Origin of the sequence: Paenibacillus sp. S150, from assembly GCF_019352175.1 — a bacterium.
GTDB lineage: Bacteria > Bacillota > Bacilli > Paenibacillales > Paenibacillaceae > Paenibacillus_AQ.
This window is the reverse complement of sequence record NZ_JACBYI010000048.1, coordinates 35,892-55,727: the sequence shown is the minus strand read 5'-3', so window position 1 is coordinate 55,727 and position 19,836 is coordinate 35,892. Positions and strand designations below refer to the sequence as shown.

Here is a 19,836-nt window from a genome sequence, read left to right as displayed (position 1 = left end):
CCTGGAATTTAACATGGAAATCCGAAGCCCGGTCCTCCTGGGGTAGGGGGAAGTGTGTCTTTTTCTCCACTTCGTCCATATTTCCTATGGATAGTCTTCCTTTTTATGTTATCTTTCGTGAGAGGTAATTTCAGGTAGGCCTTGTAGCTATGGGCTTTCGAAATTCAGGATAAATTCTTATATTTGCACAAAATCAATATTGACCAAGCTTCCCCGGAGAAACCGCCTTTGGACCGCATCTTTTATTCCCCCTGGTTCTGCTTCCGGTACTGCAGCGGCGAGCGTCCGGTAAGCCCCTTGAACACCCGCCCAAAATGGGCAATGCTCTCAAACCCTGTCTCCCGGGCGATCCGGGTCATCGGCCAACCGGTCCCCTTCAGCAGAGCCTTCGTCTCGCGGATGCGGACGTAATTCAGGTATTCGATAATTGTAAACCCTGTCGTCTGCTTGAACGTCCGGCACAAATACGCCTGGCTGATGAAGAAATGCTCCGCAATCCCTCCAAGCGTCAGCTTCTCGCCATAATGGATATCCAGATATTCGATGATGCCGTAGACTCTGCGCTGCCCCTCGCTCTGCTCGGGAGCCAGGGCCGGGGGCTTCGCCTTGCGGATACGGTCCAGCCGGATCAACAGCTGCAGCAGCAGCGTTTGCAGATAAGGCTTGCTCCACAAAGCTTCCTCCCGCTGCTCCCGCAGCATCGCCTGGAACAGGTCGGCAAGCTCCCCTTGCTCATGGGCAGTAGGCCGCAGCAGAAAGCTCTCTCCCTGGAACATTCCGGTCCAGTCCGCCTCCAGACCTGCCGCGGGCCTCAGGAACAGATCATCGAAGTTGATCAGAATCCGCTCATGCCGCGAGCGGTTCCGGCTGGTCGTGCGGTGCAGCTGATTTTTATTGATAAAGACCAGATCTCCCGCCTGCAGGGCATAGATACGGTTATGGATGTAATAGTGCCGCTCCCCGGACAGCAAATAATAGATTTCATAGAAATCATGGAAATGATCGGTGTCCATATTGAAATTACCGGTCCGGCTGAGCTGCTCTACCTGAAAAAATGATTCCATCCCTCATCTCCTCCAAGGATAAAATATGCATACTTTTCTCTAAATTGAACTAAATAACGTTCACTTTTTGCATTTCCTATACTATAAAATAGAATCAAATCTAAGTAAATGGAGTGATCCCCTTGTCCAAAAAGAAATATGCGATCGTCGGCACCGGCGGCCGGGCCGAGTTTTTTTACGGCGAGCTTGTTACCGCTTACAACGAAACCTCCGAGCTGGCGGCATTCTGCGATGTCAATCAGACGCGGATGAATTTCGCCAACCATATGCTCACGGACAAATACGGCTACCATGAGGTGCCCACCTACAAAGCAGAGCATTTCGACCGCATGATTGAAGAGACCAAGCCTGACTTCGTACTGGTGACCACGATTGACCGCACGCATCACAAATATATTATCCGCGCCATGGAGCTGGGCTGCGATGTGATCTCCGAGAAGCCGATGACCATCGACGAGGAGAAATGCCGGGAGATCTTCGACGCCATCGAGCGCACCGGCAAGAACCTGCGTGTGACCTTCAATTACCGGTATGCCCCCCATAACACGAAGATCCGCGAGGTCATTATGGACGGCGTGCTGGGCGAAATCCTGTCCGTCAACTTCGAGTGGCTGCTGAACACCCAGCATGGGGCGGATTATTTCCGCAGATGGCACAGGGACAAGCGGAACAGCGGCGGCCTGCTGGTGCATAAATCGACGCATCACTTCGACCTGATGAACTTCTGGCTGGGCTCGCAGCCGGACACCGTCTTCGCCATGGGCGATCTGCGGTTCTATGGCAAGGAAAATGCCGAGAAACGCGGCATCACCGAGTTCTATCAGCGTGCCTATGGCAGCAAGGCGGCCGAGAATGATCACTTTGCCCTGCATCTGGACCGCAATGAACACCTGAAGAGCATGTATCTGGACGCCGAGCATGAAGACGGCTACCAGCGGGATCAAAGCGTCTTCGGCGACAACATCAGCATCGAGGATACAATGAACGTCATGGTCAAATACAAGAATAAAACGGTCATGAACTATTCGCTGAACGCCTACATGCCCTGGGAAGGCTTCATTATTGTCTTCAACGGCACGGAAGGACGCATGGAGGTTCGCATCACCGAGCAATCCTACGTTAATTCCGGCGGCAAAAAGGAAAACGAAGGCGCGCTGGAGGGCGTGGACATTACCATCTATCCGCACTTCAAGGAGCCTTACCGCGTCCAAATCGAAGGCGGAGAGGGCGGCCACGGCGGCGGTGATCCGGTGCTGCTGCGCGATATTTTTGATAAAAAGCAGGAGGACCGCTTCAACCGTGCAGCCTCGCACAAGGATGGCGCCATGTCGATTATGACCGGCATTGCCGCCAACCGCTCCATCCGTACCGGGCAGCCGGTGAAGGTCGATGACATCTGGAAGATGTAATCCATTGACAGATGGCCTGTAAACAAGCAGAAACGGCTACGCCGTCCTTATAAGGACGGTATCCGTTTCAGCGAGAAAGATAAGGCTAATTTTTAGCGTGAAACATATAAATTCTTTAGATAAAGGCGCGCCTTCCGGCCGGAACCGGACAGCACGCCTTTTTCAGGCTACGAGACATCCAGCCGCTCCCTCCCGGACAGCGCAGCCTCGTTCCAGATACACGGCACTATAAGCTCCACCTTGGTCCCAAAGCCGTGTTTGCTTTTGATGGTCAGGCTATAGGCGCGGTCGTACGTCAGCTTCAGCCTTTTGTTCGTGTTGTAGAGCCCCAGGTGCTCCGTCCGTTCCTCGCCCAAGTCCAGCCGCTCCCGGACCTCCCGCAGCCGCTGCGCCGTCATCCCGACCCCGTTGTCGATCACACTGAGCGACAGCCGCTCCCCTTTCCGCACAAACTTTACCTTAATGAGGCCCCCGCCCTCCTTTTCCTTGATCCCGTGATAAATGCTGTTCTCCAGCAACGGCTGCAGCACAAGCTTGAAGGTGTACAGCCGGGCCAGCACTTCATCGTATTCATAGATCACATCGAACTTGTCCCGGTAGCGCTTCTTCTGGATATTCACATAGCTGATCGTGTTGCCAAGCTCGGTCTCCCAGGTCACGGTCTCAGTCGGATTGCTGAAGGAATACGAGAGGATGTCCGACAGGTCCTCAATCATCTCGCTGGCTTTGTTCGGCCGGCCGGTCAGCGCAACCGATTCCCAGTAGACAGAATGCAGCGTGTTGTACAGGAAATGGGGATTAATCTGGGACTGCAGCGCCAGCAGCTCCATGACCTGCAGCCGGTACTTCTTCTCCAGCAGCTGGGTGCGGATATAGCGGTGCTCGATGAAATGCGTAATCATATTCTGGACAATCAGCGAATACTCGTCTTTGACCCTCGCGGGCGGCTTCAGCGGCATATGGCTGTCATCGGCGGCCTTGATCATCATGCGGATCATCTTGAGCTGCTTGTAGTTGCGGCGGATCAGCACAAAGGTCAGCAGAAAGCCGCAAACGACCGAGATCCCCACAAATACCAGCGTGTAGGAAAGGATGCGGGACGGCGTCTTATACAGCTCCGAATGGGGAATGACCGAGATATATTTCCATTTATAGCGTTCGGACTCCACCTTGGTTACATTCACCTTGCCCTCCGGCGTGTCCATATCGAAAAAGGCTTCCGGCTGGTCCGCAATCTCGCGGATATCCGACTGCTGCGGCAGCTCCCCGCGCCCGTTGGAAAAAATCACCTGGTTGGCTTCATCCAGCACAAACATTTGCTGCGCGGGATACCGGGTAATGTCATTCAGCAGACTCTCGATATATTTGGGCCGGATGTTAAGAATGATCGCGGTCTTGCGCGGCACCAGCACATTATAGAAGGTCACCACCGCGGTCGGGTTCGTCTCAAAGGAATAGAAGCGGAGCTCGCGCCTTGCCGTCCATTTGGCCGGAGGCCCCTCATAGCGGCTGAACTGCCCGTACCAGTCCGTATCATAGAAATGATCCAGCGTCACCAGCCCGTCTACGGAAGACAGAAACCGGTTGTACGGATTATCCACATACAGGTAGAAGGACTGAATATAAGGCTTGGAGCTTGTAAAAGCGTTAAGAAAGCTGGAAATAATCCGGTTCGTATTCGAGCTCTCATACGTGTATGAAGGATTCTTAAGCACGGCGGACAGCTCGTTGAAGATATCCGCATTATCGTACAGTGCAAGATAAAGCGTATCAAGTTCATTCAGGATCATTTCCAGCTGGGTCTTCGATTGCTGCAGCAGGAAGCTGCTGTTCTGGTTAATGTCCGACTTGATATCGCGTTGAGTCGAGAACATCGAGAGCGAGCCCAGAAGAATAATCGGGATCAGCAGTGGAACCAGAAAGGTGGCGAGCTGTTTGATGAAATATTTTTCTCTCATGGGGACGCCGGGCCGTTCCGGTATTCTGTGGGCGTCTTGCCATAGTAGCTTTTGAAGGTCCGGGTGAAGTTTTTGGCGTTGCTGTAGCCGACCAGCTCGCTGATCGTATAGGTTTTGTAGCTCATATCCTGCAGCAGTCCGGCGGCCACCTCCATTTTATGCTGAATGACAAAGTCCGAGAAATTCTGGCCTGTCTTTTGTTTGAAGAAAAAACTGAGATAGTTGGCGTTCATATGGACCAGCCTGGCCGCCTGTTCGAGCGAGGCGTTCTGGTAATTTTTATGCACATATTCCTTGATCTGCCGGATAATAAAGCTCTCGCCGCTTCCCTGCAGATCCTCTGCGGGTGAAGGGGCTTCCTCCGGGCTGCCTGCCTCCAGCTCCTCCCGGAGCTTGACGAACACATCCAGCAGCACGTGGTATTTCGCCGGCTTGAGCACATAATTGCTGACCCTGTAATGCAGGGCCTGCCGGGCATATTCAAAATCACGGTATCCGCTCAGGAAGACCACCTTGATATTCCGTTTGCTTCTATATAGATCCTCGGCCAGCTCAATTCCCGACATGACAGGCATCTTGATATCCGTCAGGACAATGTCGACCCGCGTCTCCCCCTCAATGAAGCGCAGGGCCTCCTGTCCGTTGCCGGCCTGGCCAATGATATGAAACCCAATTTCATTCCACGGAAAATAGCTGGAGAGCGCCTCTCGCGTCTCCGCTTCGTCATCCACAATCAATAGGTTATACATCTCGCCACCTCGCTCCCAGGATGTAATGTAACTGCTTACATTAAGTATAACAGAACCATGGAGACTTATTGTATGCCATTCGTAAGGCAAGCCAAACTGCTGTAAAAATGATTCCTTTCACAACATCAGGATACCAGGCCGCCCTTTTAGCGTTTAAAATGATACCCTATTCTAAGATTGGCTCCCTTATAAAAACACTCGGGGCGTCCTATAATTAAAAGCGCTTACACTAAAGCATTTAAAAGGAGAATGACCATGAAAAGAAACAAATGGGGGGCCATAGGCCTGGCATCTCTGCTGCTCGCTTCCCTTCTCGGCGGCTGTTCCTCCGGCAATTCCAACACGGACGCCGGTGCTGACGGCGGCAAGAACAGCGGCTCGGATCAAAAGGTGACGCTGCGCTTCAGCTGGTGGGGCGGCGAAGACCGCCATGCCGCAACGCTTGAAGCCATTGAGGCTTATAAGCAGGTTGAGCCAAACGTCACCATCGAAGCGGAATACCAGGGCTTTGACGGCTATGAGCAGAAGATCAAAACGCAGCTCGCGGGCAAAACCTCAGCCGACATCATGCAGCTTGACCTGCCCTGGCTGCAGGAGCTGACCAAGAAAGGCGATTTCTTCCTCGACCTGAAAACGCAGGCGGAATTCGACGCTTCCGGTTTTGACCAGGACTTTCTGGACAATTACGGCATGTACGACGGCAAGCTGGCCGCTGTGCCCACAGGCGTCAACGCCTACTGCCTGATCATCAACAAGTCGCTGGCCGACAAGCTGGGTGTGGATTCGGGTACCGAATGGACCTGGGATACACTTCTCGAAGCCGGCAGGAAGCTCCACGGGCAGGACAGCTCAAAATACCTCCTGCTGACCGACCATGCGGCGCTGCGCCAGGATATGGCCACCATGCTGAAGCAGCGTACCGGCAAGCAGTGGGTTCAGGAGGATTACTCGCTGGGCTTCACCAAAGAGGATGCGGCGGCGAGCTTCGACTGGCTCTATCAGGCCATGCAGGCCGGTGTCTACCAGCCGCTGGGCGAAAGCGATCTCTTCTTCGGCAAAATCGACCAGAATCCGAAATGGATCAATCAGGAGATTCCAATAGCTCCATCGATGAGCAGCATTCTGCCATCGCTTAAGACAGTGCTGCCGGAAGGCACAGAAGTCATTACAGGTCTTCCTGTCATTGCCAAGGATGCCAAGGATTCCGGCGTTCTCGTCAGACCCTCGCAGCTGTTCGCCGTCAGCAATGACAGCGCCCACAAGACCGAAGCGGTGAAGTTCCTCAGCTGGTTCATGAATGATCCCGACGCCGCCGCAATTCTGGGCGATGTCCGTTCCGTACCGCCGGTCAAGTCTTCGCAGGAGGCTGCGGTAAAGGCCGGTAAAATTGACGCCGCCATTACCAACGCCGTTGAGCTTGGCCTCAGCCATGCCGGGCTTGTCGACAACGCCATCGCCAACAACTCCGAGGTGCAGAAGATCATGGATGATATCGTGCAGAAGGTCAGCTATGGCAAGTCAAATGCGGAGCAGGCAGCGGATGAGCTGATTACCAGCCTGACCTCCAAGCTGAAAGACCTCCAAGACAGAGAATAAACCGCCCCATAGGAAGGGAGAGAACCTGCCGTGTCTATATCACAGCCTGTTCTGAAAAATGTGCAGAAATCCGTTCGCAGCAAGGCCAAGGTTAAAAAAAATTACCAGTATGCCGGACTTCTATATATCCTGCCCTGGCTGATCGGCCTGCTGATCTTTCAATTGTATCCGTTTATTTCATCCCTGTATTATTCCTTCACCGACTACAATATGGTCAGCACACCGAAATTCATCGGGATGGAGAATTACCGCAAGATTTTCACGGAAGATCCCGATTTCTATCAATCGCTGAAGGTGACCGGCATTTATGTGCTGCTGGCTGTTCCGGTCAAGCTGGCCTTCGCCCTGTTTGTCGCCATGCTGCTCAGCGCCAAGCTGAAAGCCATTAACTTCTTCAGAACTGTCTACTATCTGCCCTCCATTCTGGGAGGCAGCGTAGCGATTTCCGTCTTGTGGCGTTTCCTCTTCATGAAGGAGGGGGTCATCAACAGCCTGCTGGCCCGGCTTCATCTGGGGCCGGTCGACTGGCTTGGCAGTCCGGACATCGCCCTGTATACGCTTGGACTGCTTACCGTTTGGCAGTTTGGCTCCTCGATGGTGCTGTTTCTGGCAGGCATACAGCAGATACCGAATGATCTGTATGAGGCCGGCTCGATCGACGGCGCTTCCCGGTTCAGCATGTTCTTCCGCATCACCGTGCCTATGCTGACGCCGATTGTGCTGTTCAACCTGGTGATGCAAATGGTCAATGCCTTCCAGGAGTTCACCGGGGCCTTTGTCATTACCAACGGCGGGCCGATGAAATCGACCTATCTGTATGCCTTGAAGCTCTATGAGGAGGCCTTTACGTTCTTCAAGATGGGCTATGCCTCAGCGCTCTCATGGGTTTTGTTCCTGATTATTATGGCAGTCACCGCTGTTATCTTCAAAACATCGGGCGGCTGGGTACACTACGAGGACGGGGGGAAATAACAATGAGAGAATTGCAGCACGACAACAGGAACTCCTGGTTCAATTATATCTTTCTGATTGTGCTCGGCCTCGTCATGGTGTACCCGCTGATTTGGCTGTTCACCTCATCCTTCAAGACCAACGCCGATATCTTCGGCTCCAGCCGCCTGCTGCCGACAACCTACGTCTGGGATGCCTATAAGCTGGGCTGGCAGGGAACGGGACAGTATGGATTTCAGGACTTTTTTATCAACACGCTGAAGCTTGTCATACCGACCGTCATCTTCACCATTGTGTCCAGCGTGCTGGTGGCCTACGGGTTCGCCCGGTTTAACTTCCCGCTGAAGACATTGCTGTTCTCGGTCATGATCGCTACCCTGATGCTGCCGAATGCCTCGGTGATGATTCCGCGGTACATTCTGTTCAATAAGCTGGGCTGGCTCGACTCGTATCTGCCGTTCATCATTCCTGCCGCCTTCGCCACCAGCGCCTTCTTCATCTATCTGATGATCCAGTTCATCCGCGGGCTGCCGCGCGATCTGGATGAAGCGGCGACCATCGACGGCTGCAACTCCTTCACTGTGCTTACCCGTGTGCTGCTTCCCTTGTGCAAGCCGGCCATCTTCTCCGTCGGGATCTTCCAGTTTATGTGGACCTGGAATGACTTCTTCAACTCCATCATCTACATCAGCAGCGTGCGGAAATTCACCGTATCGCTGGGGCTGCGCCTCTCGCTGGACGCCTCCTCTGCCGTATCCTGGAATCAGGTGCTCGCCATGTCCGTTGTCAGTATCGTCCCTTGTGTACTGCTGTTCTTCTTCTGCCAGAAGTATTTTGTCGAGGGCATCTCGACTACCGGGCTGAAGGGATAGCCCGCGCGTACACAGCAAAAGAACCCATCCTCCGCCAAATCGTGGACAATGGGTTCTTCTTTATATTACAGCCGGGACTCTCCGCAGCCTTTGCTTCAAATGACCTTATGCTGGTACCACTTCTCCCCGAGAAAGCGCCGGATGAAGATGAAGCCCCGCACACCCCACTCACAGTTCATCGCCAGCCATACCCCGATAATGCCCATATTCAGCACGATGCCCAGGATGTAGCCCAGCACGACGCGGAACAGCCACATGGACAGCATAGACACCATGGAGGTGAACTTGGAATCACCGGCCGCACGGAGCGCGGAAGGAGTAATGAAGCTGATCGACCATAGCGGAATCTGGGCAATCGAGTTGATCAGAAAGACAATGAAAATATCCCGCACAATCTCCTCAGGCGGATGAAACAGCGACACCAGCGGATTAAATATCGGAAAGATCAGCAGCGCCATCAGGGCAAAGGAGGCTGAGGCCAGCCACAGAAACGATTTGACAAATTTGCGCGCATCCTTGGTGTTCCGGCTTCCCATACATTGGCCGACGACCGTAATCAGGGTCAGCGACAACGCATTGGCGGGGATCTGCATAACCCCGGCGAGCGAGGAAGATATCGCATTCGTGGCTATCGCATAGGTGCCGAGGCTGACAATGAAGATCTGCGTCAGAATCTTGCCGCCATTGAAGAACATCTGCTCCGCCGCAAACGGCAGGCCGATGAACATAATTCTTCGGAGCATCGTCCAGTTCAGGACCAGCAAATCCCGGATCTTCACATGCAGAGTGCTGTCGAGCCGGAACAGGTAAATCAGCGAGCAGACCGCTGCCAGATACCGGGAAGTGTTGATCGCAATGGTCATCCCGAACACGCCCATATGCAGCCCGTTGATGAATAAAAAGTTCAGCAGCACGTATGAAAAGTTCATAATGAGCGAGAGCACCAGCGATACCCGGGTTCTCCCGATGCCGCGCAGCGCGCCGCATACCGCCTCCATCACAGCAATTCCGAGATAGGACAGGCTGCTGCCGATCAGATATGTGCGTGCGTTCGCCATGACCTCCGGAGAAGCCGCGCCGAACAGCAAATGCAGCAGCGGCCCATGAAAGATGATTCCGAACAGCCCGATGGCAAGAGCCATTAAAGAGACAGACGACACCGCGCCAGCAGTCGCCTTCGACACCATCAGGTCATTGCCGCTTCCCTTGTACTGGGCTACGACAACCGTCCCCCCGGTTGATACCGCTATGAACACGCTGATCAGAAAAATATTAAGTGAATCTATCATATTGACCGCACTGATCGCCGCCACTCCGGACGAACTGATCATCGCAGTATTCACAACATTCAGCCCGACCACAAAGGCCTGGTCTACCAGAATTGGGATGAACAGGGCTATAATCTGACGGTAATCAATGGAATCCCCGGAAAAATATTTATCGAGAAACAGACGCCTCTGCTTCACCTTTACCTTGGGCTCTAGCATAACTTCACTTCTTTATATTAGAATTTAGGCCTCGTAATTCTAACATATAAGGTGCAGAAGTCAAGGAATCTTCCAGTCGCTTCCTCTATCAGCCTCTTAGCAGAGAAGGTGATAGGCTCAACGTGAACGTCTTGTCAAATGGGGTCATCAGATTGACCAGCACCGCCTTGCAGTTATTCTGCAGCTTCGCCTCACGTACTGCAGGCGCCAGATGCTCCTGCCCGCCCCCCGTCAGTTCTATCCAGTCATCGCCGCAGGTGTAGCGGAGATTGCCGCCGCTCCAGAGGCAGCAATCCTCTTCTATAGCCTTCAGTTCCCCCGAGGTGAAGCTTCCTTCGCGGCCAAAAATAAAGGACAGCTGTGCCATGACTTCGCCGGGCTCATCTCCATGCAGCCGGATGGTCCAGCCGCTGTCCGCGCGCTGTACTTCCGCCTCCACACGAAACGTCTGCTCATGTGTAAGCGGACGGCTCTGGTGCGGGAGCAGGTACCAGGGACTGACCGCAGCACCGGCCGTCGGCGGAAGAAGCGCGCCTTCGACCGGTCCGTAATACCCCTTCTTCTGCTCTCCCGCCAGTCGGTATCCCCCGGGCAGCCTGGTCATTTCCTGCATCGGCACAAATCCCGGATAAAAATAAGATGCCAGCTGCACGGCCAGCAGCCGCACGGCACCATGGCGCAGCGCAAAAAACGACGGCGTCTCCGTGATCAGCGTCACGCTGGTGTCTCCATCCCTGAGGCGGGCGACCGGCGCCCCGAAATCGGTATGCAGCCGGCTGTGGAGGATCCGCCCCTGATGGCCGGCCGACTCCATGCTCTGCAAATAGGCATGCCGCAAAAAATCCCCGTTCAGTATCTTCTCATAGTTCACGGGCAGGGCCGCCACTGTCTCCGGCGGCTGCTGAAGCTCCGGCTCGAGCAGCATCCGCACCAGCACGTTGACCGAGCTGACACCCGGATCGGCAAGCGCGCGCCCCGCCCGTTCCGCCATGCCCGCGAACAGCGCGTCCTTGTCGGAACGGGCCAGAATAGCGTAAGGCAAATAATAGGGAGACAGATCGTGCACATTTCCCAAATCCTGCCGCCCGGAATAATCGGTTACGACCTCGCCCGTAGGATGGACCAGATAGACCATCATGTGCAAATTCCGCCGGACCGGCTCCAGCAGCTGCGGCCGGCCGAGCAGCCGGGCGGCATGAATCAGCATGATGTCGCTGACTGCGCTGTAAATCCCGTTGCTGCGCTCCGTCCATTCCCCGTCCGGGGTAATATCCATGCCTTCCGCCAGCCACTGGTCGGCCCGCTGCACTGCCGCATCCCCCCCAAACAGCTCATACAGAAATCCAAGCGCAGCGCACAGCACCCAGCGGTGATTCGGGGTGTGGCAGCCTCCCGTAAGCATGACGGGAAGGGTTCGCTTGAGGAACAGCCGCATGTTGTCCAGCACCGGCTGCAGCGGCAGCCATGCCTGCTGCTCCAGCAGCCGGTACAGCTGGGCATAGCCTACGACAACAAAGGCTGTATCCGGCGGAGAATGATAATTCGTCCAGCCCGGGGAGATGGAGCCGTCCTCATGCTGGGCGCGCAGCACGAATTCCGTCGCCAGCAGCAGCCGGTCCAGCAGCTGCCCGTCCCGGTAGTACCTGGAATCCGGGTTCGCCAGAGCCGCGCCCCAATAACACATGTCAGTCGGCGTGCCTGTCGTATGATTAACCCAGGCAACGCCTGTTCCCGGATCAATTGTACCCCCGTAGTATCGGCTATCCGGATCAAGCACCTGCCGGGATAAGCCTGTCTCTGCCGCTATGTCATTTCTGGCCACCAGTTGCTTGTACATTGTGCTCCCCTCCAAATCGTCATTCTGCTTCATGTGGCCTGCCCTCTGCCTGCAAGCTTAGCCGCAAGCAGGCGGTGGCTTGCATGGATTTCCCCCGGCTGACAGGCCGCCTTCAGCTCATACACCTTAACCTGCGCCCGTTCAATCATCGGCAAGTAAGCATCATAGAAATCCGTATTCCCGCTGTTCACATAGGGACACCAATGGTCAGAGAGGCCAATCGCCTCATGGATGTGGACGCCTACAATATCCTCCATCAGCCCTTCCATTTCCCCCACGCTGTCGTACAACCCCAGCCGGTCCATCATTATTGCATGGCCGGTATCATACCAAATGCCCACAGGCGCCCCCTTCAGCGCCCCTATAATCGTTTTGGCTTCCGCGAGCGTCGGAAGCTGCTGCGGCCTGGAGCGCGTCTCGATGCCAAAACGGACATGCAGCCCCTGGGATGCCGCCCGGTTGCATACTTCATCCAGGCTCTCGATGATTGTCTGCACATAACCGGCGCTGTAAGCTTCACGCCGTTCCAGCAGCTCCGCCCATTTGCTGCGGTAAGCTTCTGAATCTCTGCCTTGCCCGCTGTAAATCTGCTCCAGCTCCTTGCTGATATCATTCGGAAAAGGCACTTCGCCGGGATGCACCACAACGGCTTCACCGCCGTAGCGCCGGGCGTATTCGGCCGAGCGTATCAGCAGATCTACCGCCCGCTGCCGTTTCTCCTTATCCTCAAAGCCCAGCAGCACGGAGTCTGTGCCATAATCGGGGTCCGGCACATGGGGAAAGGTGTTATGGACACTGGATATACCGATCTCCCCCCGCTCAATCATTGGCTCAATCGCGGCCAGCATCGCTTCCGTCACATTATAGTTCAGCTCCACCCGCCGGAACCCGAGCCCGCGGATTTCCCGCAGCATCGCATCCCCGGCAGGCTGGCGCTTAATATTCCAGCAAGTTGAGAATGAAAATTCGCCTTTGTCCTCCATTTCCCTGTTCTCCTTTCTGTACGTGTTGCCGCTCAGCCTTTGACGGCTCCAAGCATGACGCCGCTGACAAAATATTTCTGCAGCCACGGATAGACGGCAAGGATCGGCACCGTAGCGAAGATGACCGTAGCGGCCTTAAGACTCTCCGGTGTCAGCGGCGTCCGGTTGGCGCCTTCCAGCTGCGTCAGTTCGGAGACCATATTGTTCTGCACCATCTGGAACAGCTTCAGCTGCAGCGGATACAGATCCGGATTGTTGATATACATCAGCGAATCCTGGAAGCCATTCCAGCGGCCCACCGCATAGAAGAGCGACAGCGTAGCCATAACCGGCATGGACAGCGGCAGCACAATGCTCATCAGAGTGCGGAAATGGGAGCTGCCATCGATTTCGGCCGATTCCTCCAGGCTGGGCGGAATGTTGTTGAAGAAGGAAATCAGAATAATCAGATTGAACGGGCTGACCAGACCGGGCAGGATAAGCGCCCAGACCGAATTAAGCATGTGCAGATCGCGGATCAGCAAGTATTCGGGAATAATCCCCCCGCTGAAAAACATGGTAATGATGATTACATACATAAAAAACTTGCGGCCCTTCAGTTTACTCTTGGTCAGCGGATAGGCTGCCGCGATCGTGAAAAGCATGCACAGCACCGTGGTGGCCACCGTCAGGATAATCGTGAAGATCAGCGAGCGGATCATTGCGTTGTCGGAAAACACTTTAACGTATGCATTCCAGTTGACTTCAATAGGGAAGATCGTCACTTCTCCGGAAGTGATGGCCCGGTTCGAGCTGAGCGACACGGCAATCACGTGCAAAAACGGAGCCAGACAGAACAAAACGAACAGGGTCACACACGCAATATTGACGGTATCAAATATCCGGTTTGAGGTACGTTCACTCATAGCACTCCGCCTCCTTCCTTCTTTATCATAGAATGCCGTCTCCGGTCACTTTTTTCGAAATATAATTGGAGCCGAGAATAAATACCAGCCCCACCACTGCCTGGAACAATCCGACTACGGTAGCCAGCGTGTATTGTCCCGATTCCAGACCGATCCGGTATACGAAGGTGCTGAGCACATCGGAATATTCACGCACAGCCGTATTACCGATAATATAAGGACGGTCGAAGCCGATGCTGACCATTTTTCCGAGATTAAGGATCAGCAGCGTCACGATGGTTGGCTTGATGCTCGGAAGCGTAATATAGCGGATTTTCTTGAGCCTGGTTGCCCCATCCACTTCAGCCGCTTCAAACAGCTCGCGGTTGACGCCGGTCAGCGCCGCCAGATACAGGATGGTTCCCCAGCCGGCACTTTGCCAGACCCCCGTGAACAGATAAGTGATCAGCCACGGATTCTTTTCCGTCAGAAACGGAATGGGCGAAAGGCCCAGACCCTGCAGCACTTCGTTCACCATACCGGACTGGTTGCCGAACAATTGATATACGATTCCCCCGATGATCACCCAGGAAATAAAATGGGGAATGTAGAGGATGGTCTGCGATATCTTTTTGAACCATACCGTCCGGATTTCATACAGCATAATTGCCAGGAGGATCGGGGCCGGGAAAGAGACGAGCAAATCGAGAAAATTCAGCATAAAGGTATTGCGCAGGGTAGTGTAAAACTCTCTCATTCCAAATACTTCGCGGAAGGCGTCGAAGCCGATCCACTCACTGCCGCCGATCCCCCGGAACAGATTGAAATCCTTAAAAGCGATCTGCACGCCATACATCGGACCGTAGCGGAAGATTACAAAATAGATAATAGGCAGCGATAACAGCGCGTACAGTTGCCAATACCGTCTAAAGTAGGACGCTTTGCTCAAGTCGGTCTCCTCCTATGGAGAAAAACCGGGTGGAGCGGCAATTCACCTCCCCCCCGGTTCTCGCTTTATATTCGTTTATTGAGCCTGAAGCTCCTTAAGCCCCTGCTCCAGCTCTTCCTGCAGCTTGGCTCCGCCCAAGGACATGTAGTCCTTCATTTCCTGCTCGTAAACGGATTCGAATTGCTCCGGCTTGACCATCGCCGTCTTTACAATAATTACGGCCAGCTTGTCATTGAGTGTGGTGCCGTATTGCGATTCCGCTTCAATCGGCTTGCCGAAGACAATCGGGCCGACCGTGTCGGTGTTGGCAATCGCAATCGATTGCTTCAGCATCTCCTGGTTGCGTTCCGGGAAGCCGCTCACCCAAGCTTTTTCATTGGTGGCCTGATCGCCGATATTCTTGCCGTTGGAGATAATCGCCATGTCGCCCGCATTAAACAGACGGTCGGCAAACTCCTGGGAGACATCTGCTTTAACCACCGGTATACCGTCCACCAGATCATAGTTTTCTCCTTCAACGCCGCTGTACATATCAATCAGATTGTTGCCTGAAGCCATCCAGTCCAGATACTTAACCGCTTCCACTGCGCGTTTACTGCTCTTCGGAATCATGATATACATGCCGTTCGAAGCATAGCGGGATTTGATGTGCTTGTTGTCTACATTGGCGTTGGTCAGAACGTCCACCGGAACCACCTTGCTTCCCTCCACATTTTTGTAGAGATTATCAAGGGTGCCATCGGCGTAGAACAGGACATCCACATCCTCGGACCAGTAGCCTACATTGCCGTTCTGAATATCCTTGGCGAGCTGGGTTTTATCCTCATCCAGACTGAAATCCTTGCTGATCAGCCCTTCGTTGTAGAGCTTGTTGAGAAATTGCATCGCGTCCTTAAAGCCCTCGTGCAGCGGCAGCTCGTACCGCTGGCTGTAGGTCAGATCGCCGCTGACCGGCTTCATGAAGGCATAGATCAGCGTCTCGAACTGGGCCGGAGCCAGCGCCATGCCCATCGGGATGTTTTTGCTGCCGAGACCGCCCGGGTCCTTCTCTTTAAACGCTTTCAAGGTAGTGTACAGCTCATCCGTCGTCGTCGGCACCGGCAAGCCCAGCTTATCCAGCCAATCCTGGCGGATATAAGAGCTGTAACGGCCCGTAATCGCCCGTTTGCCCGGGACCGCATACTGCTGGCCTTCAAGCTGGCCGAATGCCAGCGTATCCTCGCCAATAAATTTCTTCAGATTTGTGCCGTATTGATCAAGCAGCTCCCCGACATCGGTCAGGCCGCCTTGCTGGGCATAGCGGTAAAACACGCTGGAATCATACGTAAATACAATATCAGGCACATCGGTGTTGCTTGCCATCAGTACGTTCAGCTTCGTAACTTCCTCTGAGCGCTGAACCGGTACAAATTCGACATCAATGTTGTTCGGATCACCGAATCTTTCCTGTACCAGCCGGGTCAGATAGTTGTTGGTAATGGTATGAGGCGCCGGGCTGCTGCCGCGGTCGAACACCTCCACCTTCAACGTGACGCGCTCTCCCCCCGGTGATGCTGAACCTCCATTTGCGGTATTGGTGCTGGAATCGGAGGAGCAGCCCGCCAGCAGGGCTACGCCCATTACTGCGGCCAATCCTATCCCGGTTGCCTTCTTCAGAACTCCTTGGTGTACGTTCACTGTCATTTGTTCATCTCCTTTGCCTTTACGGGCTTTAATGGTGACTTTATGATCCCCCAACATCTCCTGTACCTAAGCATCGTCCCGATTATGTTTGCGTTGCCTCCTGTTTCTTGGCTGCATGCTGCACCGGGATGACCACAGTATTTCATGAATTTCGGGAGTCTGACAATAAACCAGTTTCGGATGCCGCTCCTGCCGGGAAATCGGACTTTCTGTTTATCGGGCCAACCATTTTCGTAGAATAAACCGCTTTCAAAAAATGTGAAAAAAGAGGCCGCATCCATATTTGCATACTCCTGACGGAGGTTTGCGCGCAGGAATGCGGCCTTAACTATATTAGGACTTACTAAACCGGCTTTGGCAGCGGCGGAGGTGAATGCTTGAACTGCCGGCCGCTGCCGCTCCAGCAGTTCCATACTTCCCCTCCGCCACTTTTGCCTTCCGGTTAACCAAAAATAAGTTCAACATCCCGCCTTCCGGACCGTCAGGCAAAGCCTGCTTCGCCGGTGCACCTTGAACAAAACCTGCGCTTCAGGCTCTGGAGGCTCCGCGGCGCTTCGAAGAGCGGTAATCCCCCGGCGTGATTCCGGCAACCCGCTTGAATACCCTTCCGAACGTAATGGCATTGGCGTAGCCCACCTGGAGCGCGATATCCTGCAGCGAAGCTTCCGTCTCCAGCAGCAGCCGTTCCGCTTCCTTCATCCGCAGCTCGGTAACGAAGTCAACAAATTTCATTTTGAATTCTGTTTTGAACAAGTAGCTGGCATACTTGCCGGATACCTGAAACCGGTCGCTTAAGTGCTTCAGGGAAAGATCGGGATTGGCAAAGTTTTCTTCAATGTAGTTTTTCATCTCGTTCACCATAGCCCGGTAGCTTTTGGTCTCGCTGACGGAGATGTAGGTGCGGAATAAATCCGTCAAATACTCAAATAGAAGGCCCTTCACTTCATCAATCGATTCCGCCTCTTCCAGCTCCTTCAGCCGTACCGAAGCATTCTCCGCCGACAGCTCCTCCTGCAGCTGCTCCGACATTACGGCCACTTCCCGGCTCAGCATTTGCAGCATGGCCTGGATCAGAGAGCGGATATCATCATCCTGCAGAAAATCCTGTTCGAACGCGGCAAAAATCTGCTCCAGCCGCTCCCGCCATTGGCCGCTGGACATCCGGAATTGCTTGACAAACTCGGCAATCATCTGCAGATAGGTGTACGTTTCAAGCAACGGCTGGCGCGCTTCGCCGCATTCCGCCAAGGCGATATCTTCATGCATCAAGAGCTTGTGCTGCATTACATACTCCGCCGCCGCATAGGACTCCCGAATGGTGCCCGGGCCGGCCGCCGCCGGGCCGATGCCGAAGCTGAGGGAGATGCGCAAATTCTGCTCTACCCAGGAGCGGCAGTCCTCGGCGAAGCTGCGGATTTTGGCGGTCATCTCCTCATCGCTTCCGTTTGCCAGGAAGAGAACCGCTGCCCGGTCAGTGCCTATCCACTCCGCCCAGCCCTGCAATTCCGCACCCCGCGCCAATTCCTGGAAGACATTCATCAGGGCGAATTTGAGCGTGTTCTGGTCGCCCCTTGTATACCGTTCCTCAAACACCTTCTCATAACGGTTAATCTCGCTGAGCACCACCGTAAAGCGGGAGGAGGAATGGGCTCCGGTGAGCGGCGACAGCTCCTCCAGCCGCTGGACCGCATTGTCCGGCCGTTCGCTGTGCAGCAGATCGGTGAACAGCTTGCTGCGCTGCAGCAGCAGATTCTCCCTGCTTTTCTTGTCATAATCCGTCATATGGTTGATCAGATCCTCCAGCACTCCGTCAATAAGCATCATTTCGTCCGGTCTGTTGGCGGATTGGTCCATCATCCGGATCTGATGGCCTTCAATCCGGTTCATAATCACCTGAATCGGCTTGTAGTTGCGCCGGGTAACATAGACCAGGTAAACAATCCCGCACGCAACCGTGCCGATGGCAATAGCCACCCAGAGATAGGAAACTACCGACACCCAGCCGAACAGGTTTCCGGCCTTGATCCCGCTGGAGAACGTCCAGCCAAGTCTTTCCAGGTAAAGGGTGTTCAGCTGCTTGCCGTTCTTGGCGCCCTCACTGTCCGAATTCGCCTGATACACAGTCTCCCCGTCGCTGCCGAGAATGGTCAGGAAGGAGAGCTGCTCATTGACCATGCTGTCAACCAGCTGCTCAATCCCGCTCATTTTAATATTGATGACAAGCACACCCTCCGAGCCAAAGGGCAGGGGCATGTCTTTATTTATCGTAAGCACACGCACAGACGTGCGCTGAATGAATTCATCCTTGTACTGACGGGCGGGCTGCCAGCCTCCCGGCAGTGTGCCGGAAGCAATGCGGCCAATCCAGTCTTCGTCTACAAATCCAGAAACATTCTTTAATCCGGTTTCAGTTAAAACGCTTTCATTTATTTTGTCGTAGAGGTAAATAGACTGAATATAGGGAGATTCCCGGGTCAGGCTGCGCAGGCTTTGGGCAACAGCATAGACGGCTCCCATATCCGCCCGTCCCTGATTGTTGAAATATCGCTTGTAGGCATCACTGCGTTCGGCGGCCTCCAGCACCGACAGTTCGACTTCCTTAATCGTCCGGTCCACATTATCCACGAGATAACTGGCAGAGATGCGGTCCGCCTTCTTGGTTTCCATTCGTGAAATATCATTGATAAACACAAAAGAGGCAAAAATCAGGATCGTCACGGTAAGCAAAAAAATAGGAAAGTAGGACAGCAGCAATCGGCGATACCAGGTGCGGAACAATAGACTACCCCCTCCATACAACCGTTTGGATACCTGACCGTGGTTCGGCTGCTCAATGCACGCGCCGTTCCCCAAAGCTCGGCTGCGCTTTCATAGACGGAGCCTCCGTCCGAATTGCTGCCATTATAGCACAGGCGGCCCAGAACCGGCTAACGGGGAAAATAATGGATTCCCGTAAAAAGCATCTTCTATGACTTGCCATTATAAAATTGTGATCATCACCTTTCCCTCACAATTTGGATCCTGGATCATCCCTAGTGGAAAAAAAATACAACTAATCCAACGCATTCGGATTCTGGATCATCACTAGCGGGAAAAAGTACAACTAATCCAGCGCATTCGGATTCCGGGTCATCCCTAGTGGGAAAAAGTACAACTAATTCGGCTGAAATCAGCCATATGGGGTGAGCAGGCCTCTATGAAGTGTACAAAATCCCACTAAAGCCCGTTAAAGCCAGAATTCCAGCCCATTAGTGTTACTTTTTCCACTTCGCTTGCGTTTCCTATGAATCTCCTTGCGTTCCATCAGCTTTTCAGGTCCGCCGGTTCCATTCCAATACATTCAATTACCTTTTTGGCTCAAAAGCAAAATCAGCGGTTGACGAGGTGAATGAAGTCCGCTGCGGATTCAGAGGG

General features: G+C 53.9%; 15 protein-coding genes. 4 read left to right on the top strand and 11 right to left on the bottom strand.

Annotated features, from left to right (window positions below; translation table 11 throughout):
• Nucleotides 1-242: 242 nt before the first annotated feature.
• The gene (locus tag HYD27_RS27760) at nucleotides 243-1,064 is read right to left on the bottom strand and encodes an AraC family transcriptional regulator (protein ID WP_219220745.1); all 822 of its coding nucleotides are present in this window, start codon (nucleotides 1,062-1,064) and stop codon (nucleotides 243-245) included.
• 122 nt (nucleotides 1,065-1,186) lie between these two features.
• Between HYD27_RS27760 and HYD27_RS27755 the strand changes: the two genes are divergently transcribed.
• Nucleotides 1,187-2,473 (top strand): Gfo/Idh/MocA family protein, encoded by a 1,287-nt coding sequence (locus HYD27_RS27755; RefSeq protein WP_219220744.1) that lies wholly within the window; start codon nucleotides 1,187-1,189, stop codon nucleotides 2,471-2,473.
• Nucleotides 2,474-2,640: 167 nt separating this feature from the next.
• On the opposite strand, the gene HYD27_RS27750 is transcribed toward HYD27_RS27755, so the two are convergent.
• Together HYD27_RS27750 and HYD27_RS27745 are read right to left on the bottom strand one after the other, a co-directional pair.
• A complete protein-coding gene (locus tag HYD27_RS27750; protein ID WP_219220742.1) occupies nucleotides 2,641-4,431 on the bottom strand; it encodes a cache domain-containing sensor histidine kinase in 1,791 nt (596 codons plus the stop codon).
• The gene (locus HYD27_RS27745) at nucleotides 4,428-5,180 is read right to left on the bottom strand and encodes a response regulator transcription factor (protein WP_219220740.1); all 753 of its coding nucleotides are present in this window, start codon (nucleotides 5,178-5,180) and stop codon (nucleotides 4,428-4,430) included. The genes HYD27_RS27750 and HYD27_RS27745 overlap by 4 nt, the downstream gene beginning before the upstream one ends.
• A 255-nt stretch (nucleotides 5,181-5,435) precedes the next feature.
• Here HYD27_RS27745 and HYD27_RS27740 point away from each other — a divergent pair, with 255 nt between their 5' ends.
• From HYD27_RS27740 to HYD27_RS27730, 3 genes are read left to right on the top strand one after another with little or no spacing between them, the layout of a single operon-like run.
• Nucleotides 5,436-6,776, top strand: a complete 1,341-nt coding sequence (locus HYD27_RS27740) for an ABC transporter substrate-binding protein (protein WP_219220738.1) — start codon at nucleotides 5,436-5,438, stop codon at nucleotides 6,774-6,776.
• Between the two features lie 30 nt (nucleotides 6,777-6,806).
• The gene (locus HYD27_RS27735; RefSeq protein ID WP_309242137.1) at nucleotides 6,807-7,748 is read left to right on the top strand and encodes a carbohydrate ABC transporter permease; all 942 of its coding nucleotides are present in this window, start codon (nucleotides 6,807-6,809) and stop codon (nucleotides 7,746-7,748) included.
• 2 nt (nucleotides 7,749-7,750) lie between these two features.
• Nucleotides 7,751-8,599, top strand: coding sequence for a carbohydrate ABC transporter permease (locus HYD27_RS27730; RefSeq protein ID WP_219220734.1), 849 nt, complete (start codon nucleotides 7,751-7,753; stop codon nucleotides 8,597-8,599).
• 95 nt (nucleotides 8,600-8,694) lie between these two features.
• Here HYD27_RS27730 and HYD27_RS27725 read toward each other — a convergent pair whose 3' ends face one another.
• From HYD27_RS27725 to HYD27_RS27690, 8 genes are all read right to left on the bottom strand, one after another.
• Nucleotides 8,695-10,086, bottom strand: coding sequence for an MATE family efflux transporter (locus tag HYD27_RS27725; protein WP_219220731.1), 1,392 nt, complete (start codon nucleotides 10,084-10,086; stop codon nucleotides 8,695-8,697).
• Nucleotides 10,087-10,174: 88 nt separating this feature from the next.
• Nucleotides 10,175-11,923, bottom strand: a complete 1,749-nt coding sequence (locus HYD27_RS27720; RefSeq protein ID WP_219220728.1) for a prenyltransferase/squalene oxidase repeat-containing protein — start codon at nucleotides 11,921-11,923, stop codon at nucleotides 10,175-10,177.
• A 29-nt stretch (nucleotides 11,924-11,952) separates the two neighbouring features.
• Nucleotides 11,953-12,906 (bottom strand): sugar phosphate isomerase/epimerase family protein, encoded by a 954-nt coding sequence (locus tag HYD27_RS27715; protein ID WP_219220726.1) that lies wholly within the window; start codon nucleotides 12,904-12,906, stop codon nucleotides 11,953-11,955.
• Between the two features lie 32 nt (nucleotides 12,907-12,938).
• Nucleotides 12,939-13,811 (bottom strand): carbohydrate ABC transporter permease, encoded by an 873-nt coding sequence (locus tag HYD27_RS27710; RefSeq protein WP_219220724.1) that lies wholly within the window; start codon nucleotides 13,809-13,811, stop codon nucleotides 12,939-12,941.
• Between the two features lie 25 nt (nucleotides 13,812-13,836).
• Nucleotides 13,837-14,739: an ABC transporter permease gene (locus tag HYD27_RS27705; RefSeq protein WP_219220722.1), complete on the bottom strand. Its 903-nt coding sequence runs from the start codon at nucleotides 14,737-14,739 to the stop codon at nucleotides 13,837-13,839.
• A 75-nt stretch (nucleotides 14,740-14,814) separates the two neighbouring features.
• Nucleotides 14,815-16,422, bottom strand: a complete 1,608-nt coding sequence (locus HYD27_RS27700; protein WP_219220720.1) for an extracellular solute-binding protein — start codon at nucleotides 16,420-16,422, stop codon at nucleotides 14,815-14,817.
• Nucleotides 16,419-16,835, bottom strand: a complete 417-nt coding sequence (locus tag HYD27_RS27695; RefSeq protein WP_219220718.1) for a hypothetical protein — start codon at nucleotides 16,833-16,835, stop codon at nucleotides 16,419-16,421. The genes HYD27_RS27700 and HYD27_RS27695 overlap by 4 nt, the downstream gene beginning before the upstream one ends.
• A 115-nt stretch (nucleotides 16,836-16,950) precedes the next feature.
• A complete protein-coding gene (locus HYD27_RS27690; RefSeq protein WP_219220716.1) occupies nucleotides 16,951-19,200 on the bottom strand; it encodes a helix-turn-helix domain-containing protein in 2,250 nt (749 codons plus the stop codon).
• Nucleotides 19,201-19,836: the final 636 nt, after the last annotated feature.